Below are 14,510 nucleotides of genomic sequence, written 5' to 3'. Positions count from 1 at the left end.
TTTCGTCTCATAAATGTTTCGGCTATATGCAATCGAGCAGGATGCATGCCCGTGAAGCGTGGCAATGGCAAGCGTTCCACGCTTAAAATGTTGCCTTTGATTGATCGCCCGCGGTTGCCGCACCGGCCGCCGCGGGTGAACGCGCACGGAGCCCCCTTCTGATGGTTACAACCCCCCACTTGCTGGCTGCCGTGGATCTCGGCTCGAACAGCTTCCGGCTGATCGTCGGTCGCGTCGAGGAAACGCCGGCGGGCAGCCAGATCTATCCCGTCGACGCGCTGCGCGAGCCCGTCCGGCTGGCTGCGGGCCTGTCGAGCGACAAGATGCTCGATCGCGCGTCGCAGGAGCGTGGCTGGGAAGCGCTCAAGCGGTTCGGCGAGCGCCTGCGCGATTTTCATCCCGATCACGTGCGCGCGGTGGCGACCAACACGCTGCGCGTCGCGAAGAACGCGGGCGAATTTCTCGGCGAGGCCGAAGCGGCACTGGGTTTCCCGATCGAAGTGATCGCGGGCCGCGAAGAAGCGCGGCTGATCTATGCGGGCGCCGCGCACTCGGTGCCGGCGAGCGCGGGCAAGCGGCTCGTCGTCGACATCGGCGGCGGCTCCACCGAATTCATCATCGGCTCGCACTACACGCCGATCGTGATGGAGAGCCTCTATATCGGCTGCGTGAGCCACAGCCGTACGTTCTTCCCGGCCGGCAACGTCGACGAATACACGATGCGGCAGGCCGAGCTCGCGGCCAAGCGCGAGATCCAGATCATTTCGAGCGAGTACAAGAAGGCCGGCTGGGACCAGGCGATCGGCTCGTCGGGCACCGCGCGTGCGCTCGCGGAACTCGTCGAGGCGAACGGCTTCAACGATCCGGGCATCACGCACGGCATTTCGCGCGGCGGCCTCGAGCGGCTCAAGCGTGCGCTGATCAAGTCGGAGAACGTCAACCGGCTGAAGCTGATCGCGCTGAAGCCCGATCGCGTGCCGGTGCTCGCGGGCGGCCTCGCGATCATGCTCGCGGTGTTCGAGGAACTCGGTGTCGACTACGTCGATACGACCGACGGCGCGTTGCGCCTCGGTGTGCTGTACGACCTGCTCGGCCGGACGCAGCACGAGGACATGCGTGCGGTGACCGTCGAGGGCTTCACGCGCCGCTACGGTGTGGATCGGGCGCAGGCCGAGCGGATCGGCGCGCTGGCGGGGCGCTTCTACGACGAACTCGAGGAAGCCGACGAAGAGGCGCGCGAGGAAGGGCGGATGTTCCTCGGCTGGGCGGCCGCATTGCACGAGATCGGTTTGTCGATCTCGCACAGCGCGTATCACAAGCACTCGGCTTATATCGCGAGCAACGCGGACATGCCGGGTTTTTCGCGCACCGACCAGGCGCGCCTCGCCGCGCTCGTGCTCGGTCACGCGGGCAAGCTCGGCAAGCTGTCGCAGGCGCGCGAGGTCGAGTGGCCGCTGCTGTTCTGCCTGCGACTCGCGGCGCTGCTGTGCCGGCGCCGGACCGATGCCGGGCTGCCGGACATTTCCGTTTCGCAGATGAAGAAGGGCGGGTATGAAGTGCGCCTGCCCAGCGCGTGGGTCGAGCAGAACCCGCTGACCGACTATAGCCTCAGCCAGGAGGCGGCCGAGTGGGAGAAGGTCGGTATCCCGTATCGCGTGGTGTATACCGGCGCGTAACAGGTCGAAGCGAGGTCGATGCGAGGTCGATAGCGGGGCTGGGAGGGGCGGGGCAGCAGACAGGCTTGGTGCCCCTCAGGCTTGCCGCGTGATCGTCGTGGCAGCCGCTCAGTCCGACGAGCAGACGATCGCGGTCAGGAACGGAAACGCCTGCTTCACGGTCGCGTCGCTGCCGGCCTTGCGCACGGCTTCCTCCACCGCGCTTTTCGTGCCCCGCACCACGACACCATAGGCCCAGTCGCCGATCGGCGTGCCGTCGCCCGCGCGGAAGATCGGGTCGTTCGCCTGGTATCCGAGCACGACGTAGACGCCGAAGCCGTACGCCGTCAGCGCGTGGCTCGTGCGGAATGCATTGACCGAGTTCGATTCGACGTGCATCGGCTCCGACTGGATGTCGCCGGCGGCGAGCAGCGGCGCGACGAATTTGTGGCCGGTCGAGTGGCAGTCGAGTGCGTCGTCGAGCGCCTTGGCCGACGCGGTGCCGGCAGTCGCGAGCGCGAGCAGCGATGTGCAGAGGGCGGTCTTGAGGATGTTGTTTTTCATGCGCGGATGCAGGTTGTCCCACGCGCATTATCGCGTGTTCCGGCAAGTGCCGTATGTGGGCTGCGGATGGCGCGTTGGCCCGTATGGCGTCGATGTGATTCGACGGGCCGGGCGGGCGCTCGATTCTTTCCAGTCAGCCTTTCCTGCAATGAAAGCGCAAGGTCGTCAGCCCTTTGCTTTGTGCCGACCTTCGAAATAGGGCCGCCGGGGGCTGCGTGGATCGTTGTAGCGTCGATGCCCCAATTGATCCCTACAATGAATCGAGGCGCTGCGAACCGGGAATCCCGGTTGACGCTTGACGGACCCAGAAACGGAAAAGGGGCTACGGTATGAACCGTAACCCCTTGATTCCTTGGTCGGAGCGATAGGATTCGAACCTACGACCCTCTGATCCCAAAGCAGCACTTACAGGATGCCTGCATCGCTTATCCAGTAAGGCATTCGCCGCTGTTGCCCCCAAAATGTTGCACATAAAACGAGCAAGTTCTGGCGCGGGTTTGCGGACCACTGTGGGGCAATTTTTGGGGACAATCAAGCGCTCGCACGCAGTGGTACATGTAGACGAACCTCGCTCGTCGGTACGTTTCTGGACTTGATGTAATCGAGGGTCTGTTTCTCGTTCGTGTGCGCTGCCGTTTCCTTCAGGGCCTCGATGTCATAGCCGGCGCTCTCGGCGTCCGTGAGCGCCATCGCGCGGATGTCCTTGATCGTGTACCGGGCGTCTTCCAGGCCGGCCCGCTTCTTCGCTACCTTCCACGCCTTCAGGACCGTGTTCGCCGCGTAGGGCGTTCCCTGCTTCGTGTGGATCACGTGCACGCCCTTCACGCGGCCGATGCCGCGCGCGCGCTCGAGCACCGCTTCTATTTCGGGCGTGATCCGGAAGTCGACCGAGACGCCGCTGGAATCCTCCGTCTTTGAGGGCCTGAAGTGGATCACGCCGGCGGCGCGGTCGACCCACGAGCAGCCGTCGGGATCCTTCGGATCGACGGTCCAGCGCAGGTTGCGGATTTCGGTGGAGCGCTGCGCGGTCAGGTAGCAGAGGTCGATGAAGCACTGCATCATCGGGCCGGTCGGCACCTTGGCCGTGAGCTGCCGCCCGCCGCGCTCGTATGTGAAGGTCAGCATGCAGTCCCGGATCGCCGCGAAGTGGTCGCCGCTGATCAGCGTCGTGCGCGGCTTCGGCTTCTTCAGCTTCACGTCGCGACATGGGTTCGTCGTCATCAGGCGCTGGTCGATGCACCAGTCGAAGAACCCGGACAGAAACGAGCGCATGACGCGCTGCATGGCGAGCTTGTCCTTCCAGTTGTCTTTCAGGAACTGGCGTACATAGGGCACGTCCATCTGGTCGATATCGACGTCGGCGAACCCGCGCTTGACGTAGCGGCCGTAGGCCGGCCACGCGTTTTCCTTGTGGTCCTTCTCGTGCAGCCGCACGTACTTGTCGACCAGGTGCGGGATGTTGCCCGTACCGTCGATCTTCTCGACCTTCGCCATTTCTGCGGCGAGCCGCTCGAGCATGCGCACCTCGCCGTCGTCGACGCGGCACAGGCGCTTCCATTTCTCGGTGTAGGGCTGGACCCAGTAATACGAGCCGTCGCGCACGTAGACGCGCAGCGGCAGTTTTCGCTTCGGGCTCATGCAGCTCGGTGGACAGATCGGAGGGCCGGCCGCTCGCGCGTGCCGGGCGCGTCGCCGGCGAGGCCGGCTTTCTTCGCCTGGAGCGACTCGAAGGTCGACCAGGTCATGATCACGGCGCCATTCGCGGCCGTGACGACGTCGATACCGAACGTCGCCTTGAACCAGTCGGCCTGTTTGCCGTATCGCTTTTTGCCGGTCACGCGGACGAGATCGGCCTCATTCATCAGGCGCTCGCTCATGATTCGATCCTCCGAAATTCAACGACCCATACCCAGGGGTTCGCATCCCAGCCATGGCCGCGGGCAGCGTTGAGGCCGTCCCATAGGGTTTGAAACGAGTGGATAGGCGCGATGTCGCGGCCTTCCGGAAACCAGCCGTCGGCCGAGCCGTAGGAGCGCCAGCGGCGACAGAGCTGGCCGGCGATGTAGTCCTCTCGATATTCGAGCCCTTCGGCCCGTGCATCGGCGGCGCTGATTGACTTCAACCGTTCGGCGCGCACGGCGGTGATTTCGAGCGTGATGCGCGACGCCCACCGTGGCATGTGGATGGCTGGCACCGTGGCGCCGCGCTGGCCGCGGTAGGCATGCAGCCAGCCCCAGTCGTCGCTCGCGTCGAGAGTGTTTTTGATCTCGCGGAACGCACCGTCGGCCGGGTACACGACGCCGTCGAGGCCATAGGGAGGGGCTTCCAATCCTTTCCGAGCAACAACTCCGTACGTGTCGGCCTCAGCTTCCGCGTCCGTCAGTTCGTGAGCGCGGCACGTCTCACGAACCCACAGCTTGTCCCCGCCAGCAAACGATGACTTCTGCCACGAATCCCACTGGCAAGTGCCGACCCCGGTGCTGGACGGCCCGACGCCCGTCCACTTATCGCGGCACACGGTCACTTCAGACGTGCGGGTGTCAGGCTGCGGCTTCATCACGCGGCGCGTCTGCGTCTTCCGGCCTTCGAGGATGGCGCGCACCATCGGGCCGCTGAAAAGGATCGGGCGCTCTTTCACGGGAGGCTCCATTCGATAAGCTGGGTTTCGTACCCGAGGAACAGTGGGTGCTTCGGGTCCCCCTTGGCGGTCAGGCCGAACACCTTCACCGGCTTGCCGGCGGCGCGGAGCATGTTCGCGACGACGTCGAGGCGCGGCCGCATGCTCTTCGGCAGCTTGCCGCGATCACCCCAGCACGGGACGAGCAGATCGGCATCGGCGATGATCTGGGCGAGGTGCAGGTCGTTCTCCGGGCCGATCGGGTCGACGACGGCGACCAGGTCGTGCACGTTCGGCGAGCGCCAGGCGAAGGGGTTGCCGGCGATGTACTTGCGCGCGCCCCAGCGGTGCGCGAAGCCGGTCCATTTCAGATCGGTCTGATCGCGCACGCTGGCATCGGCACGTGACGGGTTCACGCCGAAGAAGGCAACAACGAAGCCGGCCGTCGCGACGTCGCGCTCGAGGCGGTACCGGTAGCCGCAGCAGTTGCTGATGATCGCGCTCATTGGGCACCTCTGGCGGCGGCGAGCCGCTTCAGCACATTGGCCTTGACGGCCCGAAGCTGCGCCCGCCGCGCGCGGCGGCGCTGCTGAGCATTGCCGCCGGTCCACGCGTCCGGCGCGCAGGACTCGACGTACTCGTCGGTGTTGCAGCTTGGGCACGGGATATCGCCGCCGTTGTGCAGTGGTCCGCCGGGCTCGTCGCAGCTATCCAGATCCCAGAGGTAGCCGTCGATGCACATTGCGTCGATGTACGGCGCGCCGAAGTGCTTGCCATCGTAGCCGCAGCTCATCGCCGCACCATCATGCAAAGGTCGGCGTGGCGCCGGATATCAGCCGCATACGAATCGAGGTCGCCCGTCATGACGAAGTAAGTGCGCGGCGCCGCCGGCGTGCCGACGTACTTCTCGCGCAGCTCGACGCGCTTCTCGCTACCGGCAAGGATGTAGTTCGGGTGTTTCACGTGTGGCTGCCGCACGCGGGAAAGGGCGCCGTCGTTCGCAAGCTGCTCGAGCACCGGCCGCAGGATCGCAGCCGATGTGCTGAAACGCTTCGCGAGGACGGATGGGCATTCGACCTGACCCGGGACCATCACGGCGAGCACGCGCTCGGCGGCGGGGATCTTCTTCGGGGTCGCCATTACTTGCCTCCCTTCAGTGGTTCCGGATGCGTGTAGACGTGGAGCGCGGCCGGTAGGACGAGCGGCCCGGCGGCGCGCTGGTGGAGCATCATCGCGAAGTTGCCGACGTCGACCGGATCGCCCTTGGCGACGTGCTCGACCAGGTAGCGCGCAAGGGTCGTGACGTGGCACTGCTTCGGGTCGTCCCAGCCGCCGCGGCCTGCGGCGCGCTTCTCGGCGAGCTTCGCCTTCATCACGGACGAGAAGCGGTCGACGGCCAGGTCATCGGCATGCGGCGCGGGCGCCGGCGGCGCAGATTGGATCGCGAGGGCGAGTTCGCGCTCGGCAACCTGAGCGAAGGTCGATTCGACCCATCCGTCCATCGATGACGCGTGCTGCGTGCCAACCGGATCGCGATTCGTGAACTCGCAGTAGCGGAGCACCCATTCCGGCGTCGGCGCCGCAGGCACGAGCGCGTATCCGGCAGGGACTGGCGGCGCGCCGTCGAGGGCGACGACGCCGAAGCCCTTCGCTTGCAGTTCCTTAAGCAGGCTCAACCCGTGATCGATCGGATCGCCGCCGGGCTTCGCCGAGCGGCATGCCTCGCCGAGCCGCCACGCACCGACGTTGTCGGGCTGATGGCGATACGTGAACACGCGCTGCTGGCTCTTGTCGGTGGTCATGGTGTGGTCCTCGGTGGTCAGGCCGCGATGTGCGCGAGCTGCTGTTCGTGGGAGAAGTTCGCGCGGATCAGCGCGGTCGCGACGTCCGGACACACGCTGTTTCCGATCATGCGCACCTGCGCCGACTTCGACAGCGGCTTACCGTTCACGACGGGGTCGAGCACGTAGCTGTCGGGAAAACCCTGTGCGCGGGCCAGCTCGCGCGGCGTGAGCATGCGCATGCCGATGTCGACGATCGCGTAGTCCTCGCCGTGGATCGTGACCAGGCCGATGCGATCGCGCGTCGGGATCGTGTGCATCGGCTCGCGCGCGTCCTGCCACTGGCCGCCCTCGCCGTAGTACTTGATCAGGAACGCACGCACCTCGGCGTGGTGCGTTCCGCCCGCGCTGATCGTGTGCAGCGGTTCGTCGACCGGCTGACCGTCGCGGCTCGTGCCGCGCAGCTTCATGAGGTTCGACGTCACCAGGTGGTGGTGGTCCTGCGTCGTGATCGTGCCGATCGACATGCTGAGCGACGAGCCCGGCGATTCGTGGCCGCCATAATGCTTCGCGAGGAACGCGGTCACGGCCGCATGCTTCACACCCTGCGCGACGACCGTGCCGAGCGGCTTGTCGAGGCCCGGCACGCGTGGCGCCTGGCCGGCCCGCTCGCCGTAGCTGGTCTGGATCAGCGTCGCCGCGACGACGCCGAATTTGTTGCCTTGCGTCGTAACGGTATGCAGCGGCCCTGCGACGTCCTGACACGGCGTTTCGCCGAAGTTGTTCTTCACGAGCGTCGCGGCGACGACGCCCATCGCATGTGCGGCACCGGCCGGCCGCGCGCAATCGCCGCCGGCGGTCACGGTGTGCAGCGGCGCATCGGCAGCGCTGCCGATGCTGTTCGCACGGAACTTCGTCACGTGCGGCACGCAGACGGCGAAACTGCCACCCTTGGGATGTGCGGTGATCGTGCGCAGCGGCTCGTCGCCGGCATGCACGCTGTCGCGGCCGTTGTAGTGCGCGATCGGCACGATGAACGGATCCGCGCTATTCACGACGAACTTCATGATGCCTCGCGCGATGCGGCGCAGCGTCGCGTCCTTCAACGGACGGTCGCGCTCGAAGATCGACGGGCACGGGATCGACCAATCGATGCAGTCGGCCGCGGTGCGCCACGGTTGCAGCGTGCCGGCGCGCACGGCCGCGCTCTTCGGGTCGCCGTGCGTCGGCATCGGCCAAACAATCGGCAGCCCGTCGCGCCGCGCGACGAGAAACAGGCGTTTCCGGATCGTCGGCGCGCCGAAGTCGCATGCGCGCAGCTCGCGGTGCTCGACGTGGTATCCGTGGCGCGCGAGCGCATTCACGAACGAGCGGAACGTGCGGCCACGGTTCTTCGGGCACGGCCGGCCGTCCGCGCCCAGAGGCCCCCACGTCACGAATTCCTCGACGTTCTCCAGCATGATCACGCGCGGCTTCACGGTCGCGGCCCAGCGCAGCGCGATCCACGCGAGCCCGCGGATCTTCTTCGATACAGGCTTGCCGCCCTTCGCCTTGCTGAAGTGCTTGCAGTCGGGCGACAGCCAGACGAGGCCGACCGGCTGGTTGCCCGTGATCGCGATGGGATCGACGTCGAACACGCTTTCGCAGTGGTGCGCCGTGTGCGGGTGGTTCGCCGCGTGCATCGCGAGCGCCTCGGGATCGTGGTTGATCGCTACATCGACCGGGCGGCCGAAGGCGCGCTCGAGGCCGGTGCTTGCGCCACCGCCCCCGGCGAAGTTGTCGACGATCAGTTCGCTGCCGAGGTCGAGCGGCAGGGTCATCAGGTCACGCTTCACGCGAGATCTCCGTTCGATGGTCTGGCTTCAGGGGTGGGTGCTCGGCTCGCATATGGCAGCGGGTAGCATGAAGTGCCGGCGCTGCAGGCCTGGTTGTGACGGCGCCCACCCGTCACTCCGAGCACCCACCGTTGAAGCCGGTGGAAAAAAGCGGGGCGAGACATCCGCCCCGAAAGTGCCGCGCGTTTCGAGGGGGCGCGCGGCAGGCCATGGGGAAAGGGGGTTACTCTTCGCCCGCGAAGGGGTTGCCGAAGAAGAACGGGTTGCCCGTCTTTTCCTTGATCGTGCTGATCACGGTCGTGGCGGCGGCCTCGAGCACCTTGTCGGCGCGGATCAGTTCGAACCAGAAGGCGAGCTTGCCGTCGCGCACGCGGTAGCGCAGGCGCGCGTCGATCTGGTAAGCGTCGCCGTTCCAGAACACGGGTACACCGATCGCGAAGCGCTCGAACACCGACATCTTCTGCAGTGTCTGCGCGTCGTCGTCCTGCACGAACGAGAGGTTGACGCCGCCGTTCGACAGCCGGATCGCGCTCTTGAACCGCATGTCCTGCGTCGCTTCGAACGACAGGGCCATTTCGAGCATGGCCGAGCCGCTGGGCAGATTGGAGCCGTCCGGGCTCGCGATGTCCTTCAGGTTGTCTTCGATCAACGCGGCGAATTCGGTCTGGCTGAGCTGCTTCTTGTTCATGCCCGTCCAGCGGCGCCATTCCTCGCTGAACTCGGGCGAGAACAGCGCGCGGTGGTCGCGCCATGCGGGCTTCGATTCGTCCGCGCCGTGGTCGTTGATGATGCCGGTGAACGCGATCTTGCCCTGCACGTAGTCCGCGAGGCACCAGATCGTGCAGTCAGTCAGCGAGCCGTGACGTTTCACGTATTCGATGAAGCTGTCGGCGTCGCGTACGCGCACCCGCGCGACCTTGCGCAGCGGCATTGGCAGCATCTTGTGCTCGTCCTTCTCGGCGAGCGTCCAGCCCGGCGGCAGTGCGATGCGCCGCACAGCGGCCGCGGTGTTCGAGCCGATGTCGAGCGGCTGCTTCATTTCGCGCGCCAGCGTTTCGGCGAGGTTTTGATTGAGGTCGTCCATAGCTTGTAGCGTTCCTTACGAGTGGAGGGAGGGTTAGGCCGTCTTGAGCGCGGCCGGCGGCGTGTCCGAAGCGCCGTCGACTCGCTTCAGGTCCAGCTTCTGCTGGCGGGGATCGTCCGCGATGAGGTTGCCGTCCGGCGTCGCGAACAACATGGCTTCCATCGGATCCTCGGCGGGCTTCTTCAGCGTGATCTTTCCGCCGATGTGCATCGCACCGCCGCGCGTCGCCTTCTTGACGGCGATCGTGATGGTCAGGACGCCGGCCTTGCCGCTGGCGTCGACTGCGTTGACGAGCTCGGCCAGCTTGTCGCTCGCCTGGTCGATGAAGACGCCCCCGCCGATATGGCGCAGGGTGTCGGTGATGGGTCGGGTGCTCATGTCCGTGTTCTCCGTTATGTGGGTGCAGTGGTCAGCCGAGATAGGTGCGCTCGACCTGGTCGAGCGTGCGCAGGCGCACCGATGCGCCGGTCTTCGCGAGCACGATCGGCTCGCCGAGCACGACGGCGTGATCGAACAGGCGTTTCGTAAGGCGGATGTCGTTGATGCAGTAGTCGATCACCTCGCCGATGCGGCCCTGCTGCCAGGCGATCGGCGCATGCGCACCGTTGCCGGATTTGCGGATACCGAAGTTCGCCTCACACGTCGCGTCGAGGCCGTAACCGGCGTGTGAGTTGCCGCCGTACGTCGGATCGAGGCCGGCGGCGCGCCAGATCTCGGCCAGCAGGTCGTAACGGAACGAGCTCGGCATCAGGCCGATGTCCTTTCCGAGCTCGGCGTTGATCACCTTGTCGTCGAAGCCGATACCGTTGAACGAGACGAGCGGCGCGCGGTCGGAGCACAGCTCGAGGAACGCCTCGAAGTTGTCGGCGCAGAACACGCGGTAGCGCGCCTCGGCGTAGTCGTACGCGCCGATGACGCTGATCCCCATGCCGGCGTGGTCTTGCCAGCCATCGCAATACTGGATGCCGTCGATGCGCGTTTCGCCGCGACCCAAGATCGCCTTGGCGATCTCGATGTCGTAGATGAGGGAGTTGCCGAATTCGGTCATGGAGTGCCTCAGTCGTTGTCGTTGGCGGCGCGGGACTTCGCGTCGCGGTAGGTGGAGTGTTCGGCGGCCGCTTCGCGGGCGGCGCGCGCTTCGGCGCCGAGCGCGAGACAGCGGCGGATCAGCGGGTTCGTGATGGCGTCGACGGCCGAGCCGCGGCAGCGCTGCAGGCGGAATTCGCGCGCGATCATGGCGTCGGTAACGGTGGTCGTCATGCGAACCTCCAGATGCGCTCCTGCAGAATTCGCTCGTACTGCTTCATCGCACCGAACTGGGCCGACAAAAGAAACCGGTCGCACCGGTGCAGCTCTGCGAACTTCGGGGAAGCCACGAACCGCTCAAGCTTCTCGAGCCGCTCTGCAAGCTGCGCGTGCTCGTCGATTACACGTTGCTGGTAGTCGGGACGGTCGGCCATGGTCAGGCGCTCCGCTGCATGCTGGCGCGCACGCGGACGGTGTCGGCTTCATCCCATTGCTGAGCGAGCGCGAGCACCAGGACGACGGCGAGCAGGGCGGCGAACGATTTCGCCCAGAAAGCGAGCAGGGCTTTCATGACCAGAGCCCCATCAGGCGCTCGACGGGCGGCGCGATGGCCGAGCGGAGCAGATAGAACGAGGCGAGCACCGCGAGCGGCAGCCAGTCGGCGCGGGGCTTCATGCGGCACGCTCGCCGAGCAGGTCATGCACGCGTCGCGCTTCTTCCGCGACAGCCGCATCGCGGGTCACGTAGTAGGTGCAGCGCTGGATGAACGTGTCGCGCTCGAGCTTCGCGGCCCGGCGATCGCGCTTCAGCTGCGCGCGCGTGATCGCTTCGAAGTCGCCGGAGGTGCGCGGCTTCTTCAGGCGGGGCGCGCTGGCGGCCCGCCGGACGGCGGAGATTGTCTTCTTGAGCATGGGCCTCTCCCTGAGTGGGTGAGAGGCATCTTAGGCATTGCCTTATTTGATGTCAATAGGCAATGCCTTATTTTCGGTACGGAAAAAATCCCGCCTGGGCGGGATTTCCGGAAGCTAAGCCTTGGGTGGTGCGGCGAATCCGTCGAGGATCCATGCCAGTGCGAAAGCGGAAAGGGCACCGAATACGCCGATCGCGATGCAAAGATATGCCATCTGCGCCGTGTCCCGCGAATACCAAGGGGATATGTTGCGTGCAGCCGACATTGGACTAGTAGCAGTCAATACCGCCTGCAACTCGGCATCGCTTAAGGTGCCGTATTGCTGTCTCATTTCCGCGGCAGCTTGCGTGGCCGCCGAGGCTTCTTTATGGGCATGCATCATCCCGGCCGCGGCGGCAATCAGGAGCGCACCGAGCCATAGAATTCCTGTAATACGAATCATGGTCCCGATGCGCTTTATACCTTCGACGCGGCTCATCTCGAAATCTGTAGGTCGTATAGCTGGTTGTCGTCAGTCAGGCATGTGCCGGTTCCAGACTGGCTCCATCCGCTGAATGAGAAGACGCAGCGCAGATTATGTCCGTCGTCAGATTGCGCGAGAACGTTCCCATTGCCGACCGCGCTGATCGAAGTTGCATTGCCTGTTGCCGTCTGGCCACCGGAAAACGCAGTGCCGAGCGTGAACGAGCCGCCCTGCACATAAGCATATTTTCCGTTGTAGATGCGGTCGCTGATGCTGATCGCGACCGATTTGTCGATCTGCTTCGCCGTGCCGTGTGCCATTTTTCCGGGCCCGCGAGGCATGAGCGACAGATCGTATGTTGCGCAGCCGGAGAGTAAGGCACTGATGGCCGCGGCCGCCAGAAGTCTTGTTTTCATGGTCACCCCGTGTAGATTTTAAGCATGCGTCCCGACAGATGCAGCATCAGCTTCATGAAGGGAAGGGCGTTGAGCTCTGTTACCCCCTCCATCCGAAATTCCACATCGCCCGTTGCATCCTCCGCCAAATAGACGCGGCCATATCGCCGCGTCGATGCTTTCCGCCTGAAAGCTTCGAAAGATACGACATTACTTTGAACGTTGCCGCCCGTGCCCTCGCCGTTCATTTTGTTCGCCTCGTGCCGGCGCCTCCAGGTCGCTCAGCTTCCCGGCTGCGTCATTGTCCGTTGTGGGGTCGGCGGCCGCCACGTAACGCCGCATCTCGCGCTCGATGAGCGCGAGGCCACGCTCATCCAGGAGGCCGGCCCGCGTCAGTGCAACGATTTGTGAAGCAATGCGCTCTGACGTTTCGTTTACGGAAAGTTTCGCACCCGGTACGACGCGGCTGTCATCGGTAGATGTCCCGGCTATATCTTTCAGTTGGACGACCGTTAACCGGCCCTCGCTATCGCTGAACAGGATATCGATGGGCGCGATGCCCCAATGCTCCGGCCCGACGACGTCGGAGAAGTACGACACGAGTTCGTTGAGGTGCTTTTTGCCGATCCGCCCGAAGTTCATCCAGTCCTGAACGGACGGTGGCTTTACGCCGAAATGATCGGCCACGGCCTTTTTGGTGACCGCCTTTTTCTCGATGGCAGCGCGCAATGCGTCGCCCAGTTCCTTACCGGTAAGCATTGCCTTATTAGGCACGTACGCAGGCAGATACGGCAATGCCTTGCTTGTCGTAAGGTAATGCCTTATTATTTTGTCTGTCACCACAATCCCCGACTCCCTATGAACACCGATACCGGCCTCGCATTGCAGCGAGCAGCGGCGATCGCGGGCGGGCAAGCGCCCCTTGCGCGACTCGTCGGCGTCCGACCGCAGACGTATCAGCAGTGGGCGAATGGGAAACGGCCCATCCCGCCGCGGCGGGCATATCGGATCGAGTGCTCGACGGGTGTCGACCGCCGCTGGTTTCGCCTTGATGACTGGAAAGAGCATTGGCCCGAACTCGTCAACGAGCCGATCCGGCCGCTTCCGCCTGCGCCCGCTGCTGATGACGGTTCGAATTCTCCGCTCGCCGGACACACGGCGTAACCACTGAACGAGGGACCAATCACTATGGGTCTGAGGAAAGCCTACCAAGCCATGTGCCGCGCGTTCCCGGGGGGATCGGAAGCGATGGCGACGGCGCTCGGCATGTCGGCCGCGAGCCTGCAGAACCGCATCTACGAGGTGAAGGGGCAGGTGCTGCACACCGAGCACGCGCTCGCGATGCAGACGCTGTCCGGCCGCAGCGACTTCGCCGAGGCCGTTGCACGCATCACCGGCGGCATGTTCGTGCAGCTGCCGGGTCTTGATGACCAATGCGACAACCAGGAGCTGCTGACGAAGTTCACGCTGATCCTCGACCAGCTCGGCGTGCTCGCGCGCACGCATGCGCAGGCAATCGCCGACGGCGTCGTCGACGACCACGAGAAGGCCGAGCTCGAGCGCATCGCGCACGACGCGCACCGGCACATCCAGGAGCTGCTGCAGCTCACTTTCCGCATTTACCGATCGAACGAGTCGACCGACGAGACGTCGGCGGCGCGCGGGCTTCGCACGGCCTGATTTCGACACGCATTGCACATGCGGCCCGCGGGAGCGGGGTTTGAGAGCGGGGGCTCGGCCCCTTACCACGAGCGGAAGTGGAATGTGCTGAACCGCTGACACCCCGGAAAGCCACGGGGGAGAACACCAAGAATCGCCCCATAGGGCGCTACCTAAGAACGGAAAAACCGACATGACAGCACCGGGGAAAGGCACACCCAACTGCCGCGACTGCCAGCATGTGAAGCCGGACACCGGCCCGATCTCGCTGTTCGGTCTGCTTCCGTGGAAATGGGAATTCGCGCGGTGCGGCCGCACGATGCATCCCGAACCTCTCAATCCGGGCAGCACGCCCGACGTCGTCATTCACCGTCACCCGCTGGTTGGCGTCGAGCGCGCGATCACGTTCCACGCGTGCGGCCCGGCGGCGCGCTACTTCCAATTGCGGCGCACCTCCTGATGGACGCCGACATCCTGACCTTCGGCATGGCGGCGTGTATCGCCGTGTCGATCCTTTTCTG

General features: G+C 65.0%; 23 protein-coding genes. 3 read left to right on the top strand and 20 right to left on the bottom strand.

Annotation, left to right across the window (positions count from 1 at the left end):
• The first annotated feature begins 161 nt into the window (after positions 1–161).
• On the top strand, positions 162–1,676 hold the full coding sequence (gene ppx / locus CFB34_RS17615) for an exopolyphosphatase (RefSeq protein ID WP_046545374.1): 1,515 nt from the start codon (positions 162–164) through the stop codon (positions 1,674–1,676).
• A 108-nt stretch (positions 1,677–1,784) separates the two neighbouring features.
• Here ppx and CFB34_RS17610 read toward each other — a convergent pair whose 3' ends face one another.
• The 20 genes from CFB34_RS17610 to CFB34_RS17520 form a co-directional block, all read right to left on the bottom strand.
• Positions 1,785–2,219: a hypothetical protein gene (locus CFB34_RS17610; RefSeq protein WP_089439711.1), complete on the bottom strand. Its 435-nt coding sequence runs from the start codon at positions 2,217–2,219 to the stop codon at positions 1,785–1,787.
• Positions 2,220–2,750: 531 nt separating this feature from the next.
• Entirely contained in the window at positions 2,751–3,857 is a 1,107-nt protein-coding gene (locus tag CFB34_RS17605) for a tyrosine-type recombinase/integrase (RefSeq protein ID WP_089439712.1), read from the bottom strand.
• Positions 3,854–4,096: a DUF4224 domain-containing protein gene (locus tag CFB34_RS17600; protein WP_089439713.1), complete on the bottom strand. Its 243-nt coding sequence runs from the start codon at positions 4,094–4,096 to the stop codon at positions 3,854–3,856. The genes CFB34_RS17605 and CFB34_RS17600 overlap by 4 nt, the downstream gene beginning before the upstream one ends.
• On the bottom strand, positions 4,093–4,857 hold the full coding sequence (locus CFB34_RS17595; protein WP_089440379.1) for a hypothetical protein: 765 nt from the start codon (positions 4,855–4,857) through the stop codon (positions 4,093–4,095). The genes CFB34_RS17600 and CFB34_RS17595 overlap by 4 nt, the downstream gene beginning before the upstream one ends.
• Complete coding sequence (locus tag CFB34_RS17590) at positions 4,854–5,342, bottom strand: DUF1643 domain-containing protein (protein WP_089439714.1); 489 nt, start codon at positions 5,340–5,342, stop codon at positions 4,854–4,856. Before CFB34_RS17590 ends, CFB34_RS17595 begins: the two co-directional genes overlap by 4 nt.
• Positions 5,339–5,629, bottom strand: a complete 291-nt coding sequence (locus tag CFB34_RS17585; protein ID WP_089439715.1) for a hypothetical protein — start codon at positions 5,627–5,629, stop codon at positions 5,339–5,341. The genes CFB34_RS17590 and CFB34_RS17585 overlap by 4 nt, the downstream gene beginning before the upstream one ends.
• Complete coding sequence (locus CFB34_RS17580; RefSeq protein WP_242808677.1) at positions 5,626–5,976, bottom strand: hypothetical protein; 351 nt, start codon at positions 5,974–5,976, stop codon at positions 5,626–5,628. The genes CFB34_RS17585 and CFB34_RS17580 overlap by 4 nt, the downstream gene beginning before the upstream one ends.
• Positions 5,976–6,638 carry a hypothetical protein gene (locus tag CFB34_RS17575; protein ID WP_242808676.1) on the bottom strand — a complete coding sequence of 221 codons (663 nt, stop codon included), beginning with the start codon at positions 6,636–6,638 and terminating at the stop codon, positions 5,976–5,978. Before CFB34_RS17575 ends, CFB34_RS17580 begins: the two co-directional genes overlap by 1 nt.
• Before the next feature lie 17 nt (positions 6,639–6,655).
• The gene (locus CFB34_RS17570) at positions 6,656–8,452 is read right to left on the bottom strand and encodes a DNA cytosine methyltransferase (protein WP_089439716.1); all 1,797 of its coding nucleotides are present in this window, start codon (positions 8,450–8,452) and stop codon (positions 6,656–6,658) included.
• 223 nt (positions 8,453–8,675) lie between these two features.
• On the bottom strand, positions 8,676–9,536 hold the full coding sequence (locus CFB34_RS17565; RefSeq protein ID WP_089439717.1) for a DUF2303 family protein: 861 nt from the start codon (positions 9,534–9,536) through the stop codon (positions 8,676–8,678).
• A 33-nt stretch (positions 9,537–9,569) separates the two neighbouring features.
• On the bottom strand, positions 9,570–9,914 hold the full coding sequence (locus CFB34_RS17560; protein ID WP_089439718.1) for a hypothetical protein: 345 nt from the start codon (positions 9,912–9,914) through the stop codon (positions 9,570–9,572).
• Positions 9,915–9,945: 31 nt separating this feature from the next.
• Entirely contained in the window at positions 9,946–10,584 is a 639-nt protein-coding gene (locus CFB34_RS17555; protein WP_089439719.1) for a ribonuclease H-like domain-containing protein, read from the bottom strand.
• A gap of 8 nt (positions 10,585–10,592) precedes the next feature.
• Entirely contained in the window at positions 10,593–10,796 is a 204-nt protein-coding gene (locus tag CFB34_RS17550; protein WP_089439720.1) for a hypothetical protein, read from the bottom strand.
• A complete protein-coding gene (locus tag CFB34_RS17545) occupies positions 10,793–10,996 on the bottom strand; it encodes a hypothetical protein (protein WP_089439721.1) in 204 nt (67 codons plus the stop codon). Before CFB34_RS17545 ends, CFB34_RS17550 begins: the two co-directional genes overlap by 4 nt.
• Before the next feature lie 2 nt (positions 10,997–10,998).
• Positions 10,999–11,133, bottom strand: coding sequence for a hypothetical protein (locus CFB34_RS39065; protein WP_256979855.1), 135 nt, complete (start codon positions 11,131–11,133; stop codon positions 10,999–11,001).
• A 100-nt stretch (positions 11,134–11,233) separates the two neighbouring features.
• Positions 11,234–11,473: a hypothetical protein gene (locus CFB34_RS17540; protein WP_089439722.1), complete on the bottom strand. Its 240-nt coding sequence runs from the start codon at positions 11,471–11,473 to the stop codon at positions 11,234–11,236.
• A 114-nt stretch (positions 11,474–11,587) separates the two neighbouring features.
• Positions 11,588–11,950: a hypothetical protein gene (locus CFB34_RS17535; protein WP_089439723.1), complete on the bottom strand. Its 363-nt coding sequence runs from the start codon at positions 11,948–11,950 to the stop codon at positions 11,588–11,590.
• Positions 11,947–12,351, bottom strand: a complete 405-nt coding sequence (locus CFB34_RS17530; RefSeq protein WP_242808675.1) for a hypothetical protein — start codon at positions 12,349–12,351, stop codon at positions 11,947–11,949. Before CFB34_RS17530 ends, CFB34_RS17535 begins: the two co-directional genes overlap by 4 nt.
• Before the next feature lie 2 nt (positions 12,352–12,353).
• Entirely contained in the window at positions 12,354–12,578 is a 225-nt protein-coding gene (locus tag CFB34_RS17525) for a hypothetical protein (protein ID WP_143329425.1), read from the bottom strand.
• Positions 12,541–13,398, bottom strand: coding sequence for a hypothetical protein (locus CFB34_RS17520; protein ID WP_242808674.1), 858 nt, complete (start codon positions 13,396–13,398; stop codon positions 12,541–12,543). The genes CFB34_RS17525 and CFB34_RS17520 overlap by 38 nt, the downstream gene beginning before the upstream one ends.
• A 120-nt stretch (positions 13,399–13,518) precedes the next feature.
• Here CFB34_RS17520 and CFB34_RS17515 point away from each other — a divergent pair, with 120 nt between their 5' ends.
• On the top strand, positions 13,519–14,010 hold the full coding sequence (locus CFB34_RS17515) for a YmfL family putative regulatory protein (RefSeq protein ID WP_278190119.1): 492 nt from the start codon (positions 13,519–13,521) through the stop codon (positions 14,008–14,010).
• Positions 14,011–14,182: 172 nt separating this feature from the next.
• A complete protein-coding gene (locus CFB34_RS17510) occupies positions 14,183–14,449 on the top strand; it encodes a hypothetical protein (RefSeq protein WP_143329427.1) in 267 nt (88 codons plus the stop codon).
• Positions 14,450–14,510: the final 61 nt, after the last annotated feature.

This window comes from Burkholderia sp. HI4860 (genome assembly GCF_002223045.2).
Lineage (GTDB): Bacteria > Pseudomonadota > Gammaproteobacteria > Burkholderiales > Burkholderiaceae > Burkholderia.
This window is presented reverse-complemented; position numbering and strand designations above follow the sequence as displayed.

Bases quoted from the DNA above. Each gene is read 5' to 3' on its own strand.
- CFB34_RS17555 (WP_089439719.1), bottom strand. From the start codon at position 10,584: ATGACCGAATTCGGCAACTCCCTCATCTACGACATCGAGATCGCCAAG.
- CFB34_RS17575 (WP_242808676.1), bottom strand. From the start codon at position 6,638: ATGACCACCGACAAGAGCCAGCAGCGCGTGTTCACGTATCGCCATCAG.
- CFB34_RS17590 (WP_089439714.1), bottom strand. From the start codon at position 5,342: ATGAGCGCGATCATCAGCAACTGCTGCGGCTACCGGTACCGCCTCGAG.
- CFB34_RS17510 (WP_143329427.1), top strand. From the start codon at position 14,183: ATGACAGCACCGGGGAAAGGCACACCCAACTGCCGCGACTGCCAGCAT.
- CFB34_RS17525 (WP_143329425.1), bottom strand. From the start codon at position 12,578: ATGAACGGCGAGGGCACGGGCGGCAACGTTCAAAGTAATGTCGTATCT.
- CFB34_RS17530 (WP_242808675.1), bottom strand. From the start codon at position 12,351: ATGAAAACAAGACTTCTGGCGGCCGCGGCCATCAGTGCCTTACTCTCC.
- CFB34_RS17520 (WP_242808674.1), bottom strand. From the start codon at position 13,398: ATGCTCTTTCCAGTCATCAAGGCGAAACCAGCGGCGGTCGACACCCGT.
- CFB34_RS17515 (WP_278190119.1), top strand. From the start codon at position 13,519: ATGGGTCTGAGGAAAGCCTACCAAGCCATGTGCCGCGCGTTCCCGGGG.
- CFB34_RS17565 (WP_089439717.1), bottom strand. From the start codon at position 9,536: ATGGACGACCTCAATCAAAACCTCGCCGAAACGCTGGCGCGCGAAATG.
- CFB34_RS17545 (WP_089439721.1), bottom strand. From the start codon at position 10,996: ATGGCCGACCGTCCCGACTACCAGCAACGTGTAATCGACGAGCACGCG.
- CFB34_RS17540 (WP_089439722.1), bottom strand. From the start codon at position 11,473: ATGCTCAAGAAGACAATCTCCGCCGTCCGGCGGGCCGCCAGCGCGCCC.
- CFB34_RS17560 (WP_089439718.1), bottom strand. From the start codon at position 9,914: ATGAGCACCCGACCCATCACCGACACCCTGCGCCATATCGGCGGGGGC.
- CFB34_RS17600 (WP_089439713.1), bottom strand. From the start codon at position 4,096: ATGAGCGAGCGCCTGATGAATGAGGCCGATCTCGTCCGCGTGACCGGC.
- ppx (WP_046545374.1), top strand. From the start codon at position 162: ATGGTTACAACCCCCCACTTGCTGGCTGCCGTGGATCTCGGCTCGAAC.
- CFB34_RS17550 (WP_089439720.1), bottom strand. From the start codon at position 10,796: ATGACGACCACCGTTACCGACGCCATGATCGCGCGCGAATTCCGCCTG.
- CFB34_RS17580 (WP_242808677.1), bottom strand. From the start codon at position 5,976: ATGGCGACCCCGAAGAAGATCCCCGCCGCCGAGCGCGTGCTCGCCGTG.
- CFB34_RS17610 (WP_089439711.1), bottom strand. From the start codon at position 2,219: ATGAAAAACAACATCCTCAAGACCGCCCTCTGCACATCGCTGCTCGCG.
- CFB34_RS39065 (WP_256979855.1), bottom strand. From the start codon at position 11,133: ATGAAAGCCCTGCTCGCTTTCTGGGCGAAATCGTTCGCCGCCCTGCTC.
- CFB34_RS17535 (WP_089439723.1), bottom strand. From the start codon at position 11,950: ATGAGCCGCGTCGAAGGTATAAAGCGCATCGGGACCATGATTCGTATT.
- CFB34_RS17585 (WP_089439715.1), bottom strand. From the start codon at position 5,629: ATGAGCTGCGGCTACGATGGCAAGCACTTCGGCGCGCCGTACATCGAC.
- CFB34_RS17605 (WP_089439712.1), bottom strand. From the start codon at position 3,857: ATGAGCCCGAAGCGAAAACTGCCGCTGCGCGTCTACGTGCGCGACGGC.